Here is a 15,505-nt window from a genome sequence, read left to right on the forward strand (position 1 = left end):
CAAGGCCGCGCCCGTGGCATCGCCAGGAATGGGCTCCACACCAGCCCACGGGGTTGCATGCCCTTCAGTGCGCGAAGAAATGCATGCCGCCATCCACCGGAATCACGGCGCCGGTGATGTAGCGCGCCAGCGGCGATGCCAGGAAGGCCGACAGGTGGCCGATGTCTTCCGGCTCGCCGAAGTAGCCGATGGGAATGTGGCGGGCGATGAATTCACGCCGGCTTGCTTCGTCGGGGTGCAACTTCTCAAGCACCTGCTCGCTGCGGATGCGGCCCGGCGCCAGGGTGTTGACGGTGATCCCCTGCGCCGCCACTTCGCACGACAGTCCCTTGGCCCACAGGTGCAGCGCTGCCTTGGCCGCCGTGGCGGCGTTCAACGCCCGTGGCTCCATCGAACCGCTGAGGTGGATGATGCGGCCCCACTGCCGCGCCTGCATCGACGGCAGCACCGCCTGGGTCAGCCGGCGCGCGGCGCTGAAATTGAGCGCGAAAGCCTCGTCCCAATCCGCATCCGATGCATACAGCCCGGTAGGCCGCGCGCCCCCCGCGCAGTTGACCAATATGTCGATGCCTCCGAGCGCTGCGGTCGCCTCGGCCACCATGCGCTTCACGCCCTCCGCATCGGTCACGTCGCCCGCCACGGCGACCGGGGCCACCGCGCCGCGGCTGGCGATCTCGGCGGCCAGGCGCTCCAGGGCATCGCCACGGCGCGCGACGAGGGCAACCCGCACACCCTCGCCGGCCAGCACCCGCGCCACGCCCGCACCGATGCCGGCACTGGCACCGGTGACCAGCGCGGTGCGCCCTTTGAGATCCAGATCCATCGCGGCTCCTCTTTTGCAGTGGGAAGAAACGCAGTGTCGCGGGCGACTGCCGCCCGATCAACCGCGCCCGGCTTGCTGCATTCCACACCGGGAGTTTTCAATGGATGGACCAAGGCTCCGGCATCGCATCAGCCGACGGCTTCCTCCACCGCGGTGCTTTGGACAGGCTTCAGCGCCGCTTTCTGCGCCTGCAGCGCCTCGGCCGTGATCGCTGCCTTGTGGCAGTGCGCGGTGGCGGCCTGCGAGAGGATCGTCCACAGCGCATCGTTGCCGGGCGACATGTGGTTCAGGATGCCGCTGGCGATCAGGTCTGCCGGATTGCGCAGCCCCACCGCCTTTTCCTCCAGTTGCTGGTTGGACGGCGGGCTGGCGTCGCCCGAAGCGGTCGATCCGTCGAAGAACTCGGGATGGAACTGCAGGCCGATGAGCGGCGCCCGCGGCTGGGACGACTCGATCGCCATCACGGCCCGCCAGGCGGTATCGCCCGCTGCGGACGGGATCGTGCGGCGCAAGGCGGTGCGCAGATCCGGCCGCGCCTCTTGATCGTCGATCACCGCCTGGTGGTGATACACGGCCGCACGAATGTTGTGCAGCGCGGTGCCGAAGACACCGATCTCTGCCTGCCCGACCCCCTTCTCGGCGCTGGAAGCCGGTGCGGTTGGCACAGCGGGCACCGCTGCCGCGCGGTCATCGTCCAGGGTGCGAACGCCGACCTGGCTGCCCACGTGCTGCTGCAGCGCCGCACCGAAAAAGACGTTGGTCATCTGAAAGCCGCGGCAGATCGCCATCAGGGGCACGCCCCGGTGAAAGCACTGGTGCAGCAGGCCCAGTTCGAGCACGGACCGCCGGTAGTCGCCGCTCCAGTCCGTCTGCGGCTCGGCCTGCCGGCCATACAGGCGCGGCGAAATGTCTTCACCGCCCGGCAGGACCACGGAATCGACATGGCGCGCGAGGATTTCGGCCTTCGCCAGGATCTGCGCGATCCCGGGCAGCGTTTCAGGCTGCGCCAGGGCGTCGATCACCAGCCGCTGGGCGAGCGGCTTGCCGCCGGAAGGCTGGGCCGCCAAGCGCTCCAGATGGGCCTCGACCTCGGCATCCACCGCCGCCGCCTGCAGCGACGCCGCGCGCATCTCGACCCGCAGGGGCAAGGTGCCCGCCACGGCCGCGATCTTGGCGCCCACGCGTGGCACCGTAATGCCGCGCACCTCGTGCGAGACCAGGGTGGCCGTGGTGGGCCGGGTGAGGCGGGCCGTCTTTTGTGAATCCGCATCAATGCGGAACCGGGCTTCGGTGCCCAGGAACACCGTGTCGGTCAGGTCGGAGGCTTCGATGCGCGCGTCCCCCACCGACGCGCAGAGGAAGTGCGTTCCCGGCATCTTCACGCCCTTGAACACCGAGCCGTCCTGCAGGTGTGCGTCTTCGAAACTGCTGCTGTGCAACTGGCTGGCCTCGAAGCGGACACCGCTCAAGGTCGCGTTGAGAAACATCGCCTCCTGAAAGCGGCAACCGATGAACTGGCTGTCGCGCACTTGAGCGTGGGCAAGTGACACCTCGTTGAACTGGCAGCCCTGAAAGGCGCTGCCTTCGATGTGCGTATCCGCCAGCGAAGTGCGGTCGAAGCGGCAGTCCTCGAAGGTCACGCCGGACAGGTCCCAGCCGCGCAGCGCCGGGCTGCCTTCCAGCAGTTCCGCCCCCTTCAATCGGGGTGCGTGGCCCGCCGCAGCCAGGGCCGCTGCCAGCGATGGCCGGCCTGCATCGGCTGCTGCCGGGTTGGTGACACCAGCCTGCAGCAGCCGGCGCAGCAGGGCGGTGTCCGCCAGGCCGCTGGCCCGGGCACTGCCGCTGGCCAGGCCAGGGGCGCTCGGGGCGAGCAGCGCCGTCAGCGGGGCGCGCAACCGGGCGGCTTCGGTGCCGGGGGAGCGGGGCTCGCGGGCCGCCAGGTCCGGATGGCCCGAAGGCCCCAGGGAAGCGGGCCCGCTTTTGCTGGCCGCTACAGCGGTTTCGCCGCCCGTGGATTCGGATTGCCGATGTTGGACCTCGGCAGCGTTCAATGACACTTTCATGGTGGGCCTCCCTGTTCGCCGGCCTTCCTGAGCAGCACAGCGCCGCTAGTGAAGCGATGCCGACGGAAGGTGATCTTTGAACGCGCCCATGCCAGAGCCAACGCATGTTTTCGCATAAGGCCCAACGCTATGGGCTGGAGCGGCGGCCCCCGCTCCGCAGGTCAGTCGCCCCTGCAGCCCGTCACTGGCCCCGCAGCCGCTCGATCAACCCGTTCAGCGCCTCGATCGAGCCGAACTGGATCGCCAGCTCGCCCATCTCTTCGGTGCGGCTGCCGCGCTTGACGCGCTTTTTCACGCGCACTTCGACCTCGGCCATGAGCAGGTCGGACAGCTCTTCTTCCACCCGCTTCAGGTCGCGCGACTTGGCGTCCTTCTTGGGCTTTTGCGGCACCAGGCTGAACTCGGCGCCGATCTTCTTGACCAGGGCCTCGGCCTCGCGCACCGACAGCTTCTTGGCAGCGATCTGGTTGCCCGCCGTGATCTGCGCCGCCCGGTCCAGCGACAGCAGCGCGCGCGCGTGGCCCATGTCGATGTCGCCGGCCATCAGCATCGTCTGCACGGGGTCGGCCAGGTTCAGCAGGCGCAGCAGGTTGCTGGCGGCGCTGCGCGAGCGGCCCACGGCCTGCGCGGCCTGCTCGTGCGTGAGGCCGAACTCCTTGACCAGCCGCGACAGGCCCTGCGCCTCTTCGAGCGGGTTCAGGTCTTCGCGCTGGATGTTTTCGATGAGCGCCATGGCGGCCGCCGACTCGTCGGGCACGTCGCGCACCAGCACCGGCACGGCGTCCAGGCCCGCCAGCCGCGCCGCGCGAAAACGCCGTTCGCCGGCAATGATTTCGTAGCGGCCCGCGTGGTCGCCCTGCGCGAGCCGGCGCACCAGGATCGGCTGCATGATGCCCTGCGCCTTGATCGACTCGGCCAGCTCGTACAGCGCGCCTTCATCCATGCGCGTGCGCGGCTGGTACATGCCGGGCACCAGTTCGGTGAGCGCCAGAGTGCTTGGCGTGCCTTCGGGCGGCGCCAGGGCGGCATCGCCCTTCTCTGCGACCTTGGGGCCCAGCAGGGCTTCGAGGCCGCGACCGAGGCCCTTGGGTTTCTTGGTGACCATGGAAAGTGCTTTCTGTTGTTCTTCGAAGGGGCCGGGCGGCGTGGGCGCTGGGCCTTCACGCTGCCGGACAAAATTTCAAGCGGTCATCGGTCGATGATGACCAGGGTGCCGTGGCTGCCGGGCGCCACGGCGTGCGGCACGCCCGCAGGGACGATGAACATTTCGCCGGCGCCGACCGGATGGCATTCACCGCCGATCTCCAGGTTCATCTGTCCTTGCAGCACCAGCAGGGCTTCGTCGAAGTCGTGCACCTCGTCGGGATAGGCCTGCGAGTCCATGCGCAGGACCTTCACCTGGGCACCGGCCGCCACTCCGCACACCTGCGGCCGCCAGGCCTGCGCGGCGGCCTCCGCCACCGCCAGCAGATCGGTCTTCGCCGCGGTCATGCCGAAGGCCCTGTATCAAGCCCTGTACCAAGACCGCCGCCAGGCCCTGCCACTGCGGGCTGCAGCAGCGATTGCAGCAGCGCCCTGCCCTCGGCCCAGTCGCCCAGGCCCGACTCGGCATTGATGTGGCCGGCCGCACCCGCATCGACGAAACGCGCGCCCCAGTCGCGGCCCAGGGCCTGTACGCGCTCGAAGCTGCAATACGGGTCGTTGCGGCTGCCCACCAGCACGGTGGGGAACGGCAGCGGCTGGCGCGCGATGGGGGCCCAGCCGGGCAGCAGGGGCGCGATGTCGGGGTGCTCCACATCGCCCGGGGCCACCAGCAGCGCGCCGCGCACCCGGTGGGCGTTCTTCGAATGCGCCGCCCACCAGGCGGTGAGGATGCAGCCCAGGCTGTGCGCCACCAGCACCACGGGGCCGTTGGCGTCCACCACGACCTCTTCCAGCCGCGCGGACCAGTCGCCGCGCAGTGGGCGCATCCAGTCGTGCTGCTCTACACGGCGATAGCCTTGCAGGCGCTCCCAGCGGCTTTGCCAGTGGTCTTCGCCGGAGTTCTGCCAACCCGGCAGCAAAAGGACGTGGTCAGGCTTCATACTATGAATTTGATAGCAACAAGGACAATGGATACGGCGGCAGAGGGGCGATTCGATTCAAATCCGCTGCGGCCGCCTACATGCGCTTGACGCGCTTGACCATCTCGCGGGCGAACTCGACGAACGCCTGGCTGCCCTTGGCCGCCGGATCGAACACCACGCCGGGCAGGCCGTAGCTGGGCGCCTCGGCCAGGCGCACGTTGCGCGGGATCACGGTGTTGAACACCTTGTCGCCGAAATGGTCCTTGAGCTGCTCGCTCACCTGGCTTTGCAGCGTGATGCGCGGGTCGAACATCACCCGCAGCAGGCCGATGATCTGCAGGTCCTTGTTCAGGTTGGCGTGCACCTGCTTGATGGTGTTGACCAGATCGGTCAGGCCCTCCAGCGCGAAGTATTCGCACTGCATCGGCACGATGACGCCGTGCGCGCAGCACAGGCCGTTCAAGGTGAGCATGCTCAAGGAAGGCGGGCAGTCGATGAGGATGAAGTCGTAGTCCTTGTCCACCTCGGCCAGTGCGGCCTTCAGGCGGCGCTCGCGGTGCTCCAGGGCCACCAGTTCGACTTCGGCCCCGGCCAGCTCCCGGTTGGCGCCCAGCACGTGGTAGCCGCATTTTTCGGACAGCACGGCCGCTTCCTTGACGGACGACGACTCCAGCAGCACGTCGTACACGGTGAGCTCCAGCGCGCGCTTGTCCACGCCCGAGCCCATGGTGGCATTGCCCTGCGGGTCCAGATCGACCATCAGCACCCGCTGGCCGATCTTGGCCAACCCCGCGGCCAGGTTGACGGAAGAGGTGGTCTTGCCCACCCCGCCCTTCTGATTGGCAATGCAAAAAATCTTGGCCATGAATGCTTTCGTTTCGCGGATTTATTTGGTGAAGGCCAGCTTGATGCCGAAGCCGATGAGAAACACGCCGGCGATCTTTTCCAGCACGCGTGCCACGCGCGGGTTGGCGCGCATGCGCTCCGCCAGGCGGTGGGTGAGCAGCACGACGATCAGGCCGTACACGAAGGTGAGCGCCGCTATGGTGGCCGCCATGGCGCCGAAGGTCCACAGGCCCTGGTGGCGCGCCGGGTCCACGAACAGCGGAAAGAACGCCATGTAGAACACGATGGCCTTGGGGTTGAGCAGCGTGATCCACGCCGCCTGCTTGAAGTAATGCCGTGGCTCGATGGCGATCACGGGCTGGCCGCCGGGCCGTGCGGTGAGCATGCGAAAACCCAGCCATGCCAGGTAGGCCGCGCCCAGCCACTGGACGGCATGGAAGGCCGTGGGGTAGGACGCGAGCAATGCCGCCACACCGGCCACCGCCATCCACATCAGCACCTGGTCGCCGAACATGACGCCCAGCGTGGCCGCCAGCCCGGCACGGATGCCGCCCTTGCCGGTAGAGGTGATGAGTGCCAGATTGCCCGGGCCGGGAATGGCGAGGAACAACACGATGGCTGCGACGAACGCGCCGTAATCTGCTACGCCAAACATGAAAGCCCCCCGAAAACTGGAGGAGCGAGTTTAAGCGACCGCAGGTGGCGCACCGTCCGTTTGCCGCATCCAGACGATGCAACGCTCGGCATCCAGCCCTGGCACGGTCAGAGGTTCCACGTGAAACACCTGCACATCGGGCGACAGCGCGGCGATTTCATCGTCGGGCCGCTTGCCTTTCATCGCGAGCCAGACCGCGTGCGGGGCCATGGCGCCACCCGACCAGGCGGTGAAGTCGGGCAGGGAGGCAAAGGCCCGGCAGCTCACCAGATCGTAGGGACCGGCAAGGTTTTCGACCCGCGCGTGAATGCCGTGCAGGTTGGGCAACCGCAGCGTGACCGCCGCCTGCTGGATGAACGCCGCCTTCTTGGCCACCGTGTCCACACAGCTCACATCCAGGCCAGGGCAGCAGATGGCGAACACCACGCCTGGCAGCCCGCCCCCCGAGCCCACGTCCAGCAGGCGCGGGGGCAAGGCCGGGTTGGCGTCGATGGCCGCTGGCACCAGCGCCAGCTGGCGGCGCAGCGGCGGCACCGCGGCCAGGCTGTCGAGCAGGTGGTGGGTGAGCATTTCCTGCGGGTCGCGCACGGCCGTCAGGTTGTAGACCTTGTTCCACTTCTGCAGCAGCGCCAGGAACTCCAGCAACTGCGTGATCTGGCCGCTGGTGAGCCCCAGGCCCAGGGATTGCGCGCCTCGGCTCAGCGCGCTCTGCAATGCCTCGGCATTCATGCGGGCACCTCGTCTTGCACGGGCGCCGTGCTGAAGCCCTTGAACCCGCCCCGCTTCAAATGCACGAGCAGCAGAGAAATGGCGGCAGGCGTTACGCCCGAAATGCGCGAGGCCTGGCCCAGGGTTTCCGGGCGGTGCTTTTGGAGCTTCTGGCGCACTTCGATGGACAGGGCTGGCACCTGCAGGTAATCCAGCTCGGCCGGCAAGCGCAGCGTTTCGAAGTGCGCGGCGCGCAGCACTTCGTCTTTTTGCCGGTCGATATAGCCTGCGTACTTGGCGGCGATCTCCACCTGCTCCACCACCGGCAGCGCCAGTTCACCCAATGTTTCACGTGAAACGTCCGCAGACGCCAGTCGGCCGCCGCCCATGCCCATGAGGTCGCCATAGGCCACATCGGGCCGGCGCAGCAGATCGAACAGGTTGTATTCGTGCTCGATGGATTTGCCCAGCACACGCGCCGATTCCTCTGCCGGCAGGCTGCGCGGGTTCACCCAGGTGGTCTTGAGGCGTTCTGTTTCACGTGAAACCGCATCGCGCTTTCGACTGAACGACTCCCAGCGCGCATCGTCCACCAGGCCCAGTTGGCGACCCACTTCCGTCAGCCGCATATCGGCGTTGTCTTCGCGCAGTTGCAGGCGGAACTCGGCCCGGCTGGTGAACATGCGGTACGGCTCGGTCACACCCTTGGTGATGAGGTCGTCCACCATCACGCCCAGGTAGGCCTCATCGCGGCGGGGCAGCCAGGCACCCCCGAAATCGTTGGCCTCGCCCTTGATCTGGCGGCACTGGAGCGCCGCGTTGATGCCCGCGAACAAGCCTTGCGCAGCCGCCTCTTCGTAGCCGGTGGTGCCGTTGATCTGCCCCGCGAAGAACAGTCCCTGCACCTGCCGCGTTTCAAACGTGCTCTTGAGCGAGCGGGGGTCGAAGTAGTCGTATTCGATCGCGTAGCCGGGCCGCAGGATGTGCGCGTTTTCGAGGCCGGCCATGCTGCGCACCAGGTCGTACTGGATGTCGAACGGCAGGCTGGTGCTGATGCCGTTGGGGTAGAACTCGTGCGTGGTCAGGCCCTCGGGTTCCAGGAAGATCTGGTGGCTGTCCTTGTCGGCGAACCGGTTGATCTTGTCTTCCACGCTCGGGCAGTAGCGCGGGCCGACGCCCTCGATCTTGCCCGTGAACATCGGGCTGCGGTCGAACCCGCTGCGGATGATGTCGTGAGTGCGTTCGTTGGTGTGCGTCACCCAGCATGGCATCTGGCGCGGGTGCATGGCCGCGCCGCCGTAGGCGTGCGCCATGAAGCTGAACACCGGCACGGTGCCCTCATTAATGCCGCCGGGCATGCCATCGCCGGGCTGCTCTTCGCACTTCGAAAAGTCAATGCTGCGGCCATCGATGCGCGGCGGGGTGCCCGTTTTCAGGCGGCCTTGCGGCAGTTGCAGTTCTTTCAGGCGCGCCGACAGGCTCGCTGCCGGAGGGTCGCCCGCGCGGCCGGCGGCGTAGTTGTTCAGGCCGACGTGGATCTTGCCGTCCAGGAACGTGCCCGCCGTGAGCACCACCGTGCGGCTGCGAAACCGCACGCCCACCTGCGTGACGGCGCCCACCACCCGGTCGCCCTCGACCATCAGATCGTCCACCGCCTGCTGGAACAGCCACAGGTTGGGCTGGTTCTCCAGCATTCGCCGGATGGCCGCCTTGTACAGAACGCGGTCGGCCTGCGCCCGCGTGGCGCGCACTGCGGGGCCCTTGGAACTGTTGAGGATGCGGAACTGGATGCCGCCCTCGTCCGTCGCCAGGGCCATGGCCCCGCCCAGCGCGTCTACCTCTTTCACCAGGTGGCCCTTGCCGATGCCGCCGATGGAGGGGTTGCAGCTCATCTGGCCCAGCGTTTCGATGTTGTGCGTGAGCAGCAAAGTGCGCTGGCCCATGCGCGCGGCGGCCAGCGCGGCCTCGGTGCCGGCATGGCCGCCACCGACGACGATGACATCAAATTCCTGGGGGTACAACATGGGACTGCTCCGGGGCCCCGCAGGGCCGTTCATCGACACGGACGCCGCCGCAAGGCGCGGGGCGCGCCCGCCAGTACCGGCGCACAGGCCGGCCCTGCCGGGCTGGAAACCCGGGATTTTCCCACTTCGGGCCCGCCCCTGCCATCGGTGCTGTTTCACGTGGAACCGGCCCGGTTGCCCGCGCGGTTTCTTGCAGGTTTCCTGCCCGGGCGGTGTGATTCAATCGCGGCCATGCAAAAACTCCTCGTCTTCGCGGGCAGCACCCGCCAGCAATCGTTCAACCGCCGCCTGGCGCGCGCCACCGCCGACATTGCGCGCGATGCCGGCGCCGACGTCACCTTGCTCGAACTCGCCGATTTCGACATCCCCATGTACAACGCCGACCTCGAAGCCGTTGGCACGCCCCCCGACGTGTTGCGCCTCAAGGCCGCGATGGACGCCCACCCCGGCTGGATCATCTGCTCGCCCGAGTACAACGGCAGCTACACGGCGTTGCTCAAGAACACCATCGACTGGGCGTCCAGCCCCGTGGCCGGCCACCCGGAGTGGAGCGACGGCACCCGCCCATTCCGCGGCAAGGTCGTGGGCATGCTCAGCGCCTCCAACGGCGGCCTGGGCGGCCTGCGCTCGCAAAGCCACCTGGCACCGCTGCTGATCAACCTGGAATGCTGGCTGGCGCCGCAGGCGTTCGCCCTGGGCCTGGCCGCGAGCGCCCTGGACGATCAGGGCGTGCTGGTGCACGAACCCCACCGCCAGCGCGTGCGGGCCGTCGTCGATCAAGTGCTGTGGGCGTCCGAGCGCCTGGGCACTGCTCGCATGGCCGGCGCCGCCGCTTGAGCCGGGTGCGACAGGGCTTGGGGTCAAAACAGCCTCCAGCGCAATATTCACTAGGGTGTATAGCTATACATTTAATAGCAAACGCATGGCATTGACTTGCCGCCCGGGTTGCGGCGCGTGCTGCACGGCGCCCTCCATTTCCAGCCCCATTCCCGGCATGCCTGCGGGCAAGCCGGCGGGCATGCGCTGCGTGCAGCTCGACGAGGCGCAGCGCTGCCGCATCTTCGGGCACCCGGACCGCCCGGCCGTGTGCGCCTCGCTGCAGCCCGAGCCGGCCATGTGCGGACCCGACCGGAGCCACGCCCTGCTCTACCTGGGTCGGATGGAGGCTGCCACCCGGCCGGCGCCACCGCCTGCAGCGGGCTCGGCCGCTTCCGGCTAGCATCCGTGGCTTGTCCAACACCACACCTTCGGGTCATCCATGAAGCTTTACTACAGCCCCGGCGCCTGCTCCCTGTCTCCCCACATCGCCCTGCATGAAGCGGGCCTGGCTTTCACCCCGGTGCTGGCCAGCACGAAGAGCCACAAGCTGCAGGACGGCACGGACTACTACACGATCAACCCGCTGGGTTACGTGCCCCTGCTGGAGCTGGACGACGGCACCCGCCTGCGCGAAGGCCCCGCCATCGTGCAGTACATCGCCGACCAAGCCCCCCTCAAGAACTTGGCACCCGCCAACGGCACCCTCGCCCGCTACCGCCTGCAGGAGTGGCTGACCTTCATCGGCACCGAACTGCACAAGGGTTTCAGCCCCCTGTTCGGCTCGGCCACGCCCGAGGAATACAAGGCCATGGCGCGCGAGAAGCTGCTGTCGCGCCTGCAATGGGTGGACGGCCAGCTGGACGGCAAGGAATGGCTGGGCGACCATTTCTCCGTGGCCGACGGCTACCTGTTCACGGTGGTCGGCTGGGGCAAGGTCGTGGGGCTGGACACGTCCCACCTGACCCATCTGTCGGCCCACCACGCCCGCGTGGGCGCCCGCCCTGCGGTGCAGGCTGCACTGAAGGCCGAAGGCCTGCTCAAGTAATCAAGCCAAACCGGTAAACGGCAGAGGCGGGGCGCATGCCCCGCCGCCTGCCGCGTGCCGTGCCCGGCCTCAGGCACGCCCCTTCCAGGGCACCAGGCGCGCCTCGGCCCAGCGCACGGCCAGGTCGAAGGTCCAGGCGACCAGTCCGATCACCAGAATGCCCATCACCACCAGGTCGGTGCGCATGAAGTTCGAGGCGTTGAGCACCATTTGCCCCACGCCGACGGTGGCGGCCACCATTTCGGCCGCGACCAGCGTCGTCCAGCCGAATCCCAGCGCGATGCGCAGGCCCACCAGAATGTCCGGCAGCGCCGCCGGCACGACCACATGCCACACCACTTGCAGCCGGCTCGCGCCCAGCGAGGCCGCGGCATTGAGCTGCTCGGTGCTGGCGCTGCGCACCCCGGCCTTGGCTGCCAGGGCGATGGGCGCAAAGCACGCCAGATAGATCAACAGCACCTTCGACGCCTCGTCGATGCCCAGCCAAATCACGATGAGCGGCAGGTAGGCCAGCGGCGGCAACGGGCGGTAGAACTCGATCGGCGGATCGAACACGCCGCGCGCGATGCGGCTCACGCCCATGGCGATGCCCACCGGCACGGCCGTCACCGCCGCCAGCGCGAAGGCGCCGAACACCCGCAGCGCGCTCCACTGCAGGTGCACCCACAGCGGCTCGCCGCCCTGGATGCGGCCCTGCCAGGCGTCCACGAAGGCGCGCGCCACGGCGTCCGGCCCCGGCAGGAACAGCGGCGGCACCCAGCCCCAGTGCGTGGCTGCCCACCACAGGCCGAACAAGGCCACCACGCACGCGGCGCTCAGGGCGCGGCTGCTGCCCGCGCCGGGCCGCACGAACGGCACCACGGGCGGCAAGGCGGCGACCGTCTCGCGGTCCAGGATGAAGGGTTGCTGCGGCTTTTCCTGCAACGCGCCCTCCTGCGGCGCAGGCTTGGCATCAACGGGCCATGTGGAGGCGGGCTGTGCCCGGCGGATGCTCATCGCCCGACCCCGGCCGATGCTGCCACTTCTTGCATTTCCTCCGTTTCCTGCACCGCCTGCAAGGCCTGTGGCGCGACCCAGCCCAGCACCCGCTCGCGCCACGCGATGAAATCCGGCCCCGACTTCACCGCGCGCGCCGCCTGCCCGCCCAGATAGGCGCGGTTGAACGCCAGGGGTTGCTCGCGAACGATGCGCCCCGGGCGTGGCGACATGACGATCAACCGCGAGGCCAGGAACAGCGCCTCTTCCACGTCGTGGGTGATGAAGAAAACGGTCTTGCCCGTGCGCTGCCACAGCCGCAACACCAGCTCCTGCAAGGACTCGCGCGTGAAGGCGTCGAGCGCGCCCAGCGGCTCGTCCATCAGCAGCACATCCGGGTCGCTCGCCAGCACCCGGGCAATGCCCACGCGCTGCTGCATGCCGCCCGACAGTTGCCACACGGGCGAATTCGCAAACGCTTCCAATCCCACCAGCGCCAGCGTGTCGGCGGCCACCGCACGGCGGGTTTCACGTGGAACACCGCGCAGCCGCAAACCCAGCGCCACGTTGTCGATCACATTGAGCCACGGCATCAGCGCATGCTTCTGGAACACCACGCCGCGCTCGGCGCCCGGGCCGCGCACCACGCGGCCTCCCAGTGCGATGTGCCCTGCCGAGGCCTGCGTGAAACCAGCGATGCAGTTGAGCAGCGTGGTCTTGCCGCAGCCCGAGGCGCCCAGGGCGACGACGAATTCGCCAGCGGCGATGTCCAGATCGACGCCTGCGAGGGCCAGCACCGGCTCGGCCCCGCGCGCGCCGGCGTAGCGCACGCTCAGGCCGCGAACGGTCAGGTCGCCCGCTCCAGGGCAGCCCGGAGCCGCCGAGCCCGGGGCGGATCCGGCTGCATCGCCGTCGCCCGCGCTTGTCCCGGCAGCGGGCAGGCTACTTCGCACGCTGCACCCAGGTCGGGTTCACACCCACCGAATAATCCGGCAGCACGCTCTGAACGGTGCCCTGCGCCTTGAGGAAAGCGGCCGTGGCGGCCAGCGACTGCGCGGCCACCGAATCCTTGCCGCCGCCCAGCCACTTCGCCGACGCCTGCTCGGCCGGCGGCACGAACGCATACAGCGCCAGGCTGGCAGGCACCGTGGAGGCCTCGGCGCCGGTCCACTTCGCCACCGCCTTCACGGCGGGTGAATCGGCCGTCCAGGCGGCCTTCCGGGCCGTGTAGGCGCGGTCGGCATCGGCCAGCAACTGCACGAACTGGGTCAGGAACGCATCGTGCTCACGCGCAAACGCCCGGGTCACGGCCAGCCCGTCGAAAGTGGCCTTGCCAGTCTGCGCTGCGATCTGGCCCGACGTGGCGATCACTGTGCCGCTTTGCTTGACCTTGGCCAGCACCGGGTCCCAGACGAAGGTCGCGTCGATATCGCCCCGCTCCCACGCCGCCAGGATCTCGGGCGGGCGCAGGTTCACGATCTTCACGGTCTGCGGGTCCACACCCGCGGCCTGCAACGCCACCAGCGCGTGGAAGTGGGTGGTGGAGACGAACGGCAGGCCGATCTTCTTGCCCTTCAGGTCGGCCAACTGCTTGACGCCCGATCCGTTGCGCGCCACCAGTGCCTCGGCCTCGTGGATATCGTCGAGGACCCAGAACACCTCGATGGGCACGCCCTGCGACAGCGCCGCAGCGAAGGGCGACGACCCGGCCTCGCCGATGTGGATGGCGCCCGAGGCCAGCGCGCGCACCACCTCCGCCCCGCTGCCCAGCTTGCGGTAGGTGACCTGGTAGCCCGTGCGCTGCTCGACCTCTTTCGTTTCCTGCGCGTAGCGCCAGGGCACGACCATGTCCTGGTAGCCGATGACGACCTCCTTCCTGGTCTGCGCGCCCGCCGCCGTGCAGAACAGCGTGGCGCCGAGCACGGCGAAAAGGCCGCGGGCAACGGCCCGGCGGGTGGCAACGAATGGCGAAGGCATGCGGAGTTTCCTCGGAGAAAAAAAGGGGGGCGGAACCATCGGAGCGGCCATGGCGGCGCACGGAGGCCCCTGCGCAAAATTCTAGGAAGCGCCCCGCAGGCCGCATGCGCCCGTTTCGCGCATCGATATCCGGAAAACGCCTGAGCAGCGCCCACGCACCGGCAGCCCGCGCCGCGGCCGGCCCGGCCACTAGCACAGACGGCAAATCCCCGGGGTCGCCAGTGCACTGCAGCACTTCGGAAATGGCGGTAAGTTCGTGTCCCTGGCCGGTGGGCGCGATTGCCCGGCCGATGCCATCCCGGAGCCCCGGGGCTCCGTTGTTTTTTCCTTCCAAGAAAGCAGCCTTCCAATGACGACTCTCTTCGACCCGGTCCAGGCCGGCGATCTGCACCTGGCCAACCGCATTGCCATGGCGCCGCTCACGCGCAACCGCTCGCCCGACGCCATTCCGAAGGACATCACGGCCACCTACTACGCGCAGCGCGCCACCGCCGGCCTGCTGATCACCGAGGCCACCGCCATCAGCCACCAGGGCCAGGGCTACGCCGACGTGCCGGGCCTGTACGGCACCGAGCAGCTGGACGGCTGGAAGCGCGTGACCGAGGCCGTGCACGCGCGCGGCGGCAAGATCGTGACCCAGCTGTGGCACGTGGGCCGCATCTCGCACAACGACCTGCAGCCGGAGGGCGGCAAGCCTGTGGCGCCCTCGGCCATCACTGCCAAGTCCAAGACCTACCTGGTGGACCGGGCCAGCGGCAAAGGCCAGTTCGTGCCGACGTCCGAGCCCCGCGCGCTCGACGCGTCCGAGCTGCCCGGCATCGTGCACGACTACGCCGCCGCCGCACGCAACGCGGTCGAGACAGCAGGCTTCGACGGCGTCGAAATCCACGGTGCCAACGGCTATCTGCTGGACCAGTTCCTCAAGACCGGCGCCAACCAGCGCACCGACGACTATGGCGGCAGCATCGAAAACCGCGCCCGCCTGCTGCTGGAGGCCACGCGCGCCGCGGTCGATGCCATCGGCGGCGGCAAAGTGGGCATCCGCCTGTCGCCCGTCACGCCGGCCAACGACATCGTGGACGCCGATCCCCAGCCCCTGTTCGACTACGTGATCCGCCAGCTCGCCCCCCTGGGCTTGGCCTACATCCACGTCATCGAAGGCGCCACCGGCGGCCCGCGCGAAGTGGAAGGCCGCCCCTTCGACTACGCCGCGCTCAAGGCCGCGTACCGCGAAGCCGGCGGCAAGGGCGCGTGGATGGTGAACAACGCCTATGACGGCGCCCTCGCCGGCAAGGCCGTGGCCAGCGGCGATGCCGACATCGTCGCCTTCGGCAAGCCCTTCATCTCCAACCCCGATCTGGTCGATCGCCTGCGCCAGAACGCACCGCTCATCGCATGGGACCAAAGCACGTTCTACGGCGGCGGTGAAAAGGGCTACACCGACTACCCGACGCTGGCCGAAAAGGCGGCCTGACGCGAGCCGCCAGTCGCTTGCTGTGGTGGC

16 protein-coding genes are annotated in these 15,505 nt (G+C 68.5%); 4 read left to right on the top strand and 12 right to left on the bottom strand.

Going from position 1 to position 15,505, the window contains the following annotated elements:
* Positions 1-64: 64 nt before the first annotated feature.
* The 9 genes from BLT03_RS08020 to mnmG all read right to left on the bottom strand — a co-directional run bounded on the left by BLT03_RS08020 (position 65) and on the right by mnmG (position 9,185).
* Positions 65-823 (bottom strand): SDR family NAD(P)-dependent oxidoreductase, encoded by a 759-nt coding sequence (locus BLT03_RS08020; protein ID WP_092742150.1) that lies wholly within the window; start codon positions 821-823, stop codon positions 65-67.
* Between the two features lie 128 nt (positions 824-951).
* Positions 952-2,886, bottom strand: coding sequence for a gamma-glutamyl-gamma-aminobutyrate hydrolase family protein (locus BLT03_RS08025; RefSeq protein WP_092742153.1), 1,935 nt, complete (start codon positions 2,884-2,886; stop codon positions 952-954).
* Positions 2,887-3,067: 181 nt separating this feature from the next.
* The gene (locus tag BLT03_RS08030; RefSeq protein WP_092742155.1) at positions 3,068-3,991 is read right to left on the bottom strand and encodes a ParB/RepB/Spo0J family partition protein; all 924 of its coding nucleotides are present in this window, start codon (positions 3,989-3,991) and stop codon (positions 3,068-3,070) included.
* Between the two features lie 83 nt (positions 3,992-4,074).
* Positions 4,075-4,377 carry a cupin domain-containing protein gene (locus BLT03_RS08035; protein ID WP_092742158.1) on the bottom strand — a complete coding sequence of 101 codons (303 nt, stop codon included), beginning with the start codon at positions 4,375-4,377 and terminating at the stop codon, positions 4,075-4,077.
* Complete coding sequence (locus BLT03_RS08040; RefSeq protein WP_092742161.1) at positions 4,374-4,970, bottom strand: RBBP9/YdeN family alpha/beta hydrolase; 597 nt, start codon at positions 4,968-4,970, stop codon at positions 4,374-4,376. The genes BLT03_RS08035 and BLT03_RS08040 overlap by 4 nt, the downstream gene beginning before the upstream one ends.
* Before the next feature lie 76 nt (positions 4,971-5,046).
* Positions 5,047-5,817 (bottom strand): ParA family protein, encoded by a 771-nt coding sequence (locus BLT03_RS08045; protein WP_092742164.1) that lies wholly within the window; start codon positions 5,815-5,817, stop codon positions 5,047-5,049.
* 21 nt (positions 5,818-5,838) lie between these two features.
* Positions 5,839-6,453, bottom strand: coding sequence for a LysE family translocator (locus BLT03_RS08050; protein ID WP_092742167.1), 615 nt, complete (start codon positions 6,451-6,453; stop codon positions 5,839-5,841).
* Between the two features lie 30 nt (positions 6,454-6,483).
* Positions 6,484-7,182: a 16S rRNA (guanine(527)-N(7))-methyltransferase RsmG gene (gene rsmG, locus BLT03_RS08055; protein ID WP_092742170.1), complete on the bottom strand. Its 699-nt coding sequence runs from the start codon at positions 7,180-7,182 to the stop codon at positions 6,484-6,486.
* Entirely contained in the window at positions 7,179-9,185 is a 2,007-nt protein-coding gene (mnmG, locus tag BLT03_RS08060; RefSeq protein WP_092742173.1) for a tRNA uridine-5-carboxymethylaminomethyl(34) synthesis enzyme MnmG, read from the bottom strand. Before mnmG ends, rsmG begins: the two co-directional genes overlap by 4 nt.
* Positions 9,186-9,416: 231 nt before the next feature.
* On the opposite strand from mnmG, the gene BLT03_RS08065 reads away from it, so the two are divergent.
* The 3 genes from BLT03_RS08065 (at position 9,417) to gstA (ending at position 11,049) form a co-directional block, all read left to right on the top strand.
* A complete protein-coding gene (locus BLT03_RS08065) occupies positions 9,417-10,022 on the top strand; it encodes an NADPH-dependent FMN reductase (protein WP_092742176.1) in 606 nt (201 codons plus the stop codon).
* A gap of 85 nt (positions 10,023-10,107) precedes the next feature.
* Complete coding sequence (locus tag BLT03_RS08070; protein WP_092742179.1) at positions 10,108-10,404, top strand: YkgJ family cysteine cluster protein; 297 nt, start codon at positions 10,108-10,110, stop codon at positions 10,402-10,404.
* A 39-nt stretch (positions 10,405-10,443) separates the two neighbouring features.
* A complete protein-coding gene (gene gstA, locus BLT03_RS08075) occupies positions 10,444-11,049 on the top strand; it encodes a glutathione transferase GstA (protein WP_092742182.1) in 606 nt (201 codons plus the stop codon).
* A 69-nt stretch (positions 11,050-11,118) separates the two neighbouring features.
* Here gstA and BLT03_RS08080 read toward each other — a convergent pair whose 3' ends face one another.
* From BLT03_RS08080 to tauA, 3 genes are all read right to left on the bottom strand, one after another.
* Positions 11,119-12,045, bottom strand: coding sequence for an ABC transporter permease (locus BLT03_RS08080; RefSeq protein WP_092742185.1), 927 nt, complete (start codon positions 12,043-12,045; stop codon positions 11,119-11,121).
* Positions 12,042-12,875 (bottom strand): taurine ABC transporter ATP-binding protein, encoded by an 834-nt coding sequence (locus tag BLT03_RS08085; RefSeq protein WP_092743014.1) that lies wholly within the window; start codon positions 12,873-12,875, stop codon positions 12,042-12,044. The genes BLT03_RS08080 and BLT03_RS08085 overlap by 4 nt, the downstream gene beginning before the upstream one ends.
* 91 nt (positions 12,876-12,966) lie before the next feature.
* Entirely contained in the window at positions 12,967-14,001 is a 1,035-nt protein-coding gene (gene tauA / locus BLT03_RS08090; RefSeq protein ID WP_092742188.1) for a taurine ABC transporter substrate-binding protein, read from the bottom strand.
* 349 nt (positions 14,002-14,350) lie between these two features.
* Here tauA and BLT03_RS08095 point away from each other — a divergent pair, with 349 nt between their 5' ends.
* Positions 14,351-15,475 carry an alkene reductase gene (locus BLT03_RS08095; protein WP_092742191.1) on the top strand — a complete coding sequence of 375 codons (1,125 nt, stop codon included), beginning with the start codon at positions 14,351-14,353 and terminating at the stop codon, positions 15,473-15,475.
* Positions 15,476-15,505: the final 30 nt, after the last annotated feature.

Origin of the sequence: Paracidovorax valerianellae, from assembly GCF_900102625.1 — a bacterium.
Lineage (GTDB): Bacteria > Pseudomonadota > Gammaproteobacteria > Burkholderiales > Burkholderiaceae_C > Paracidovorax > Paracidovorax valerianellae.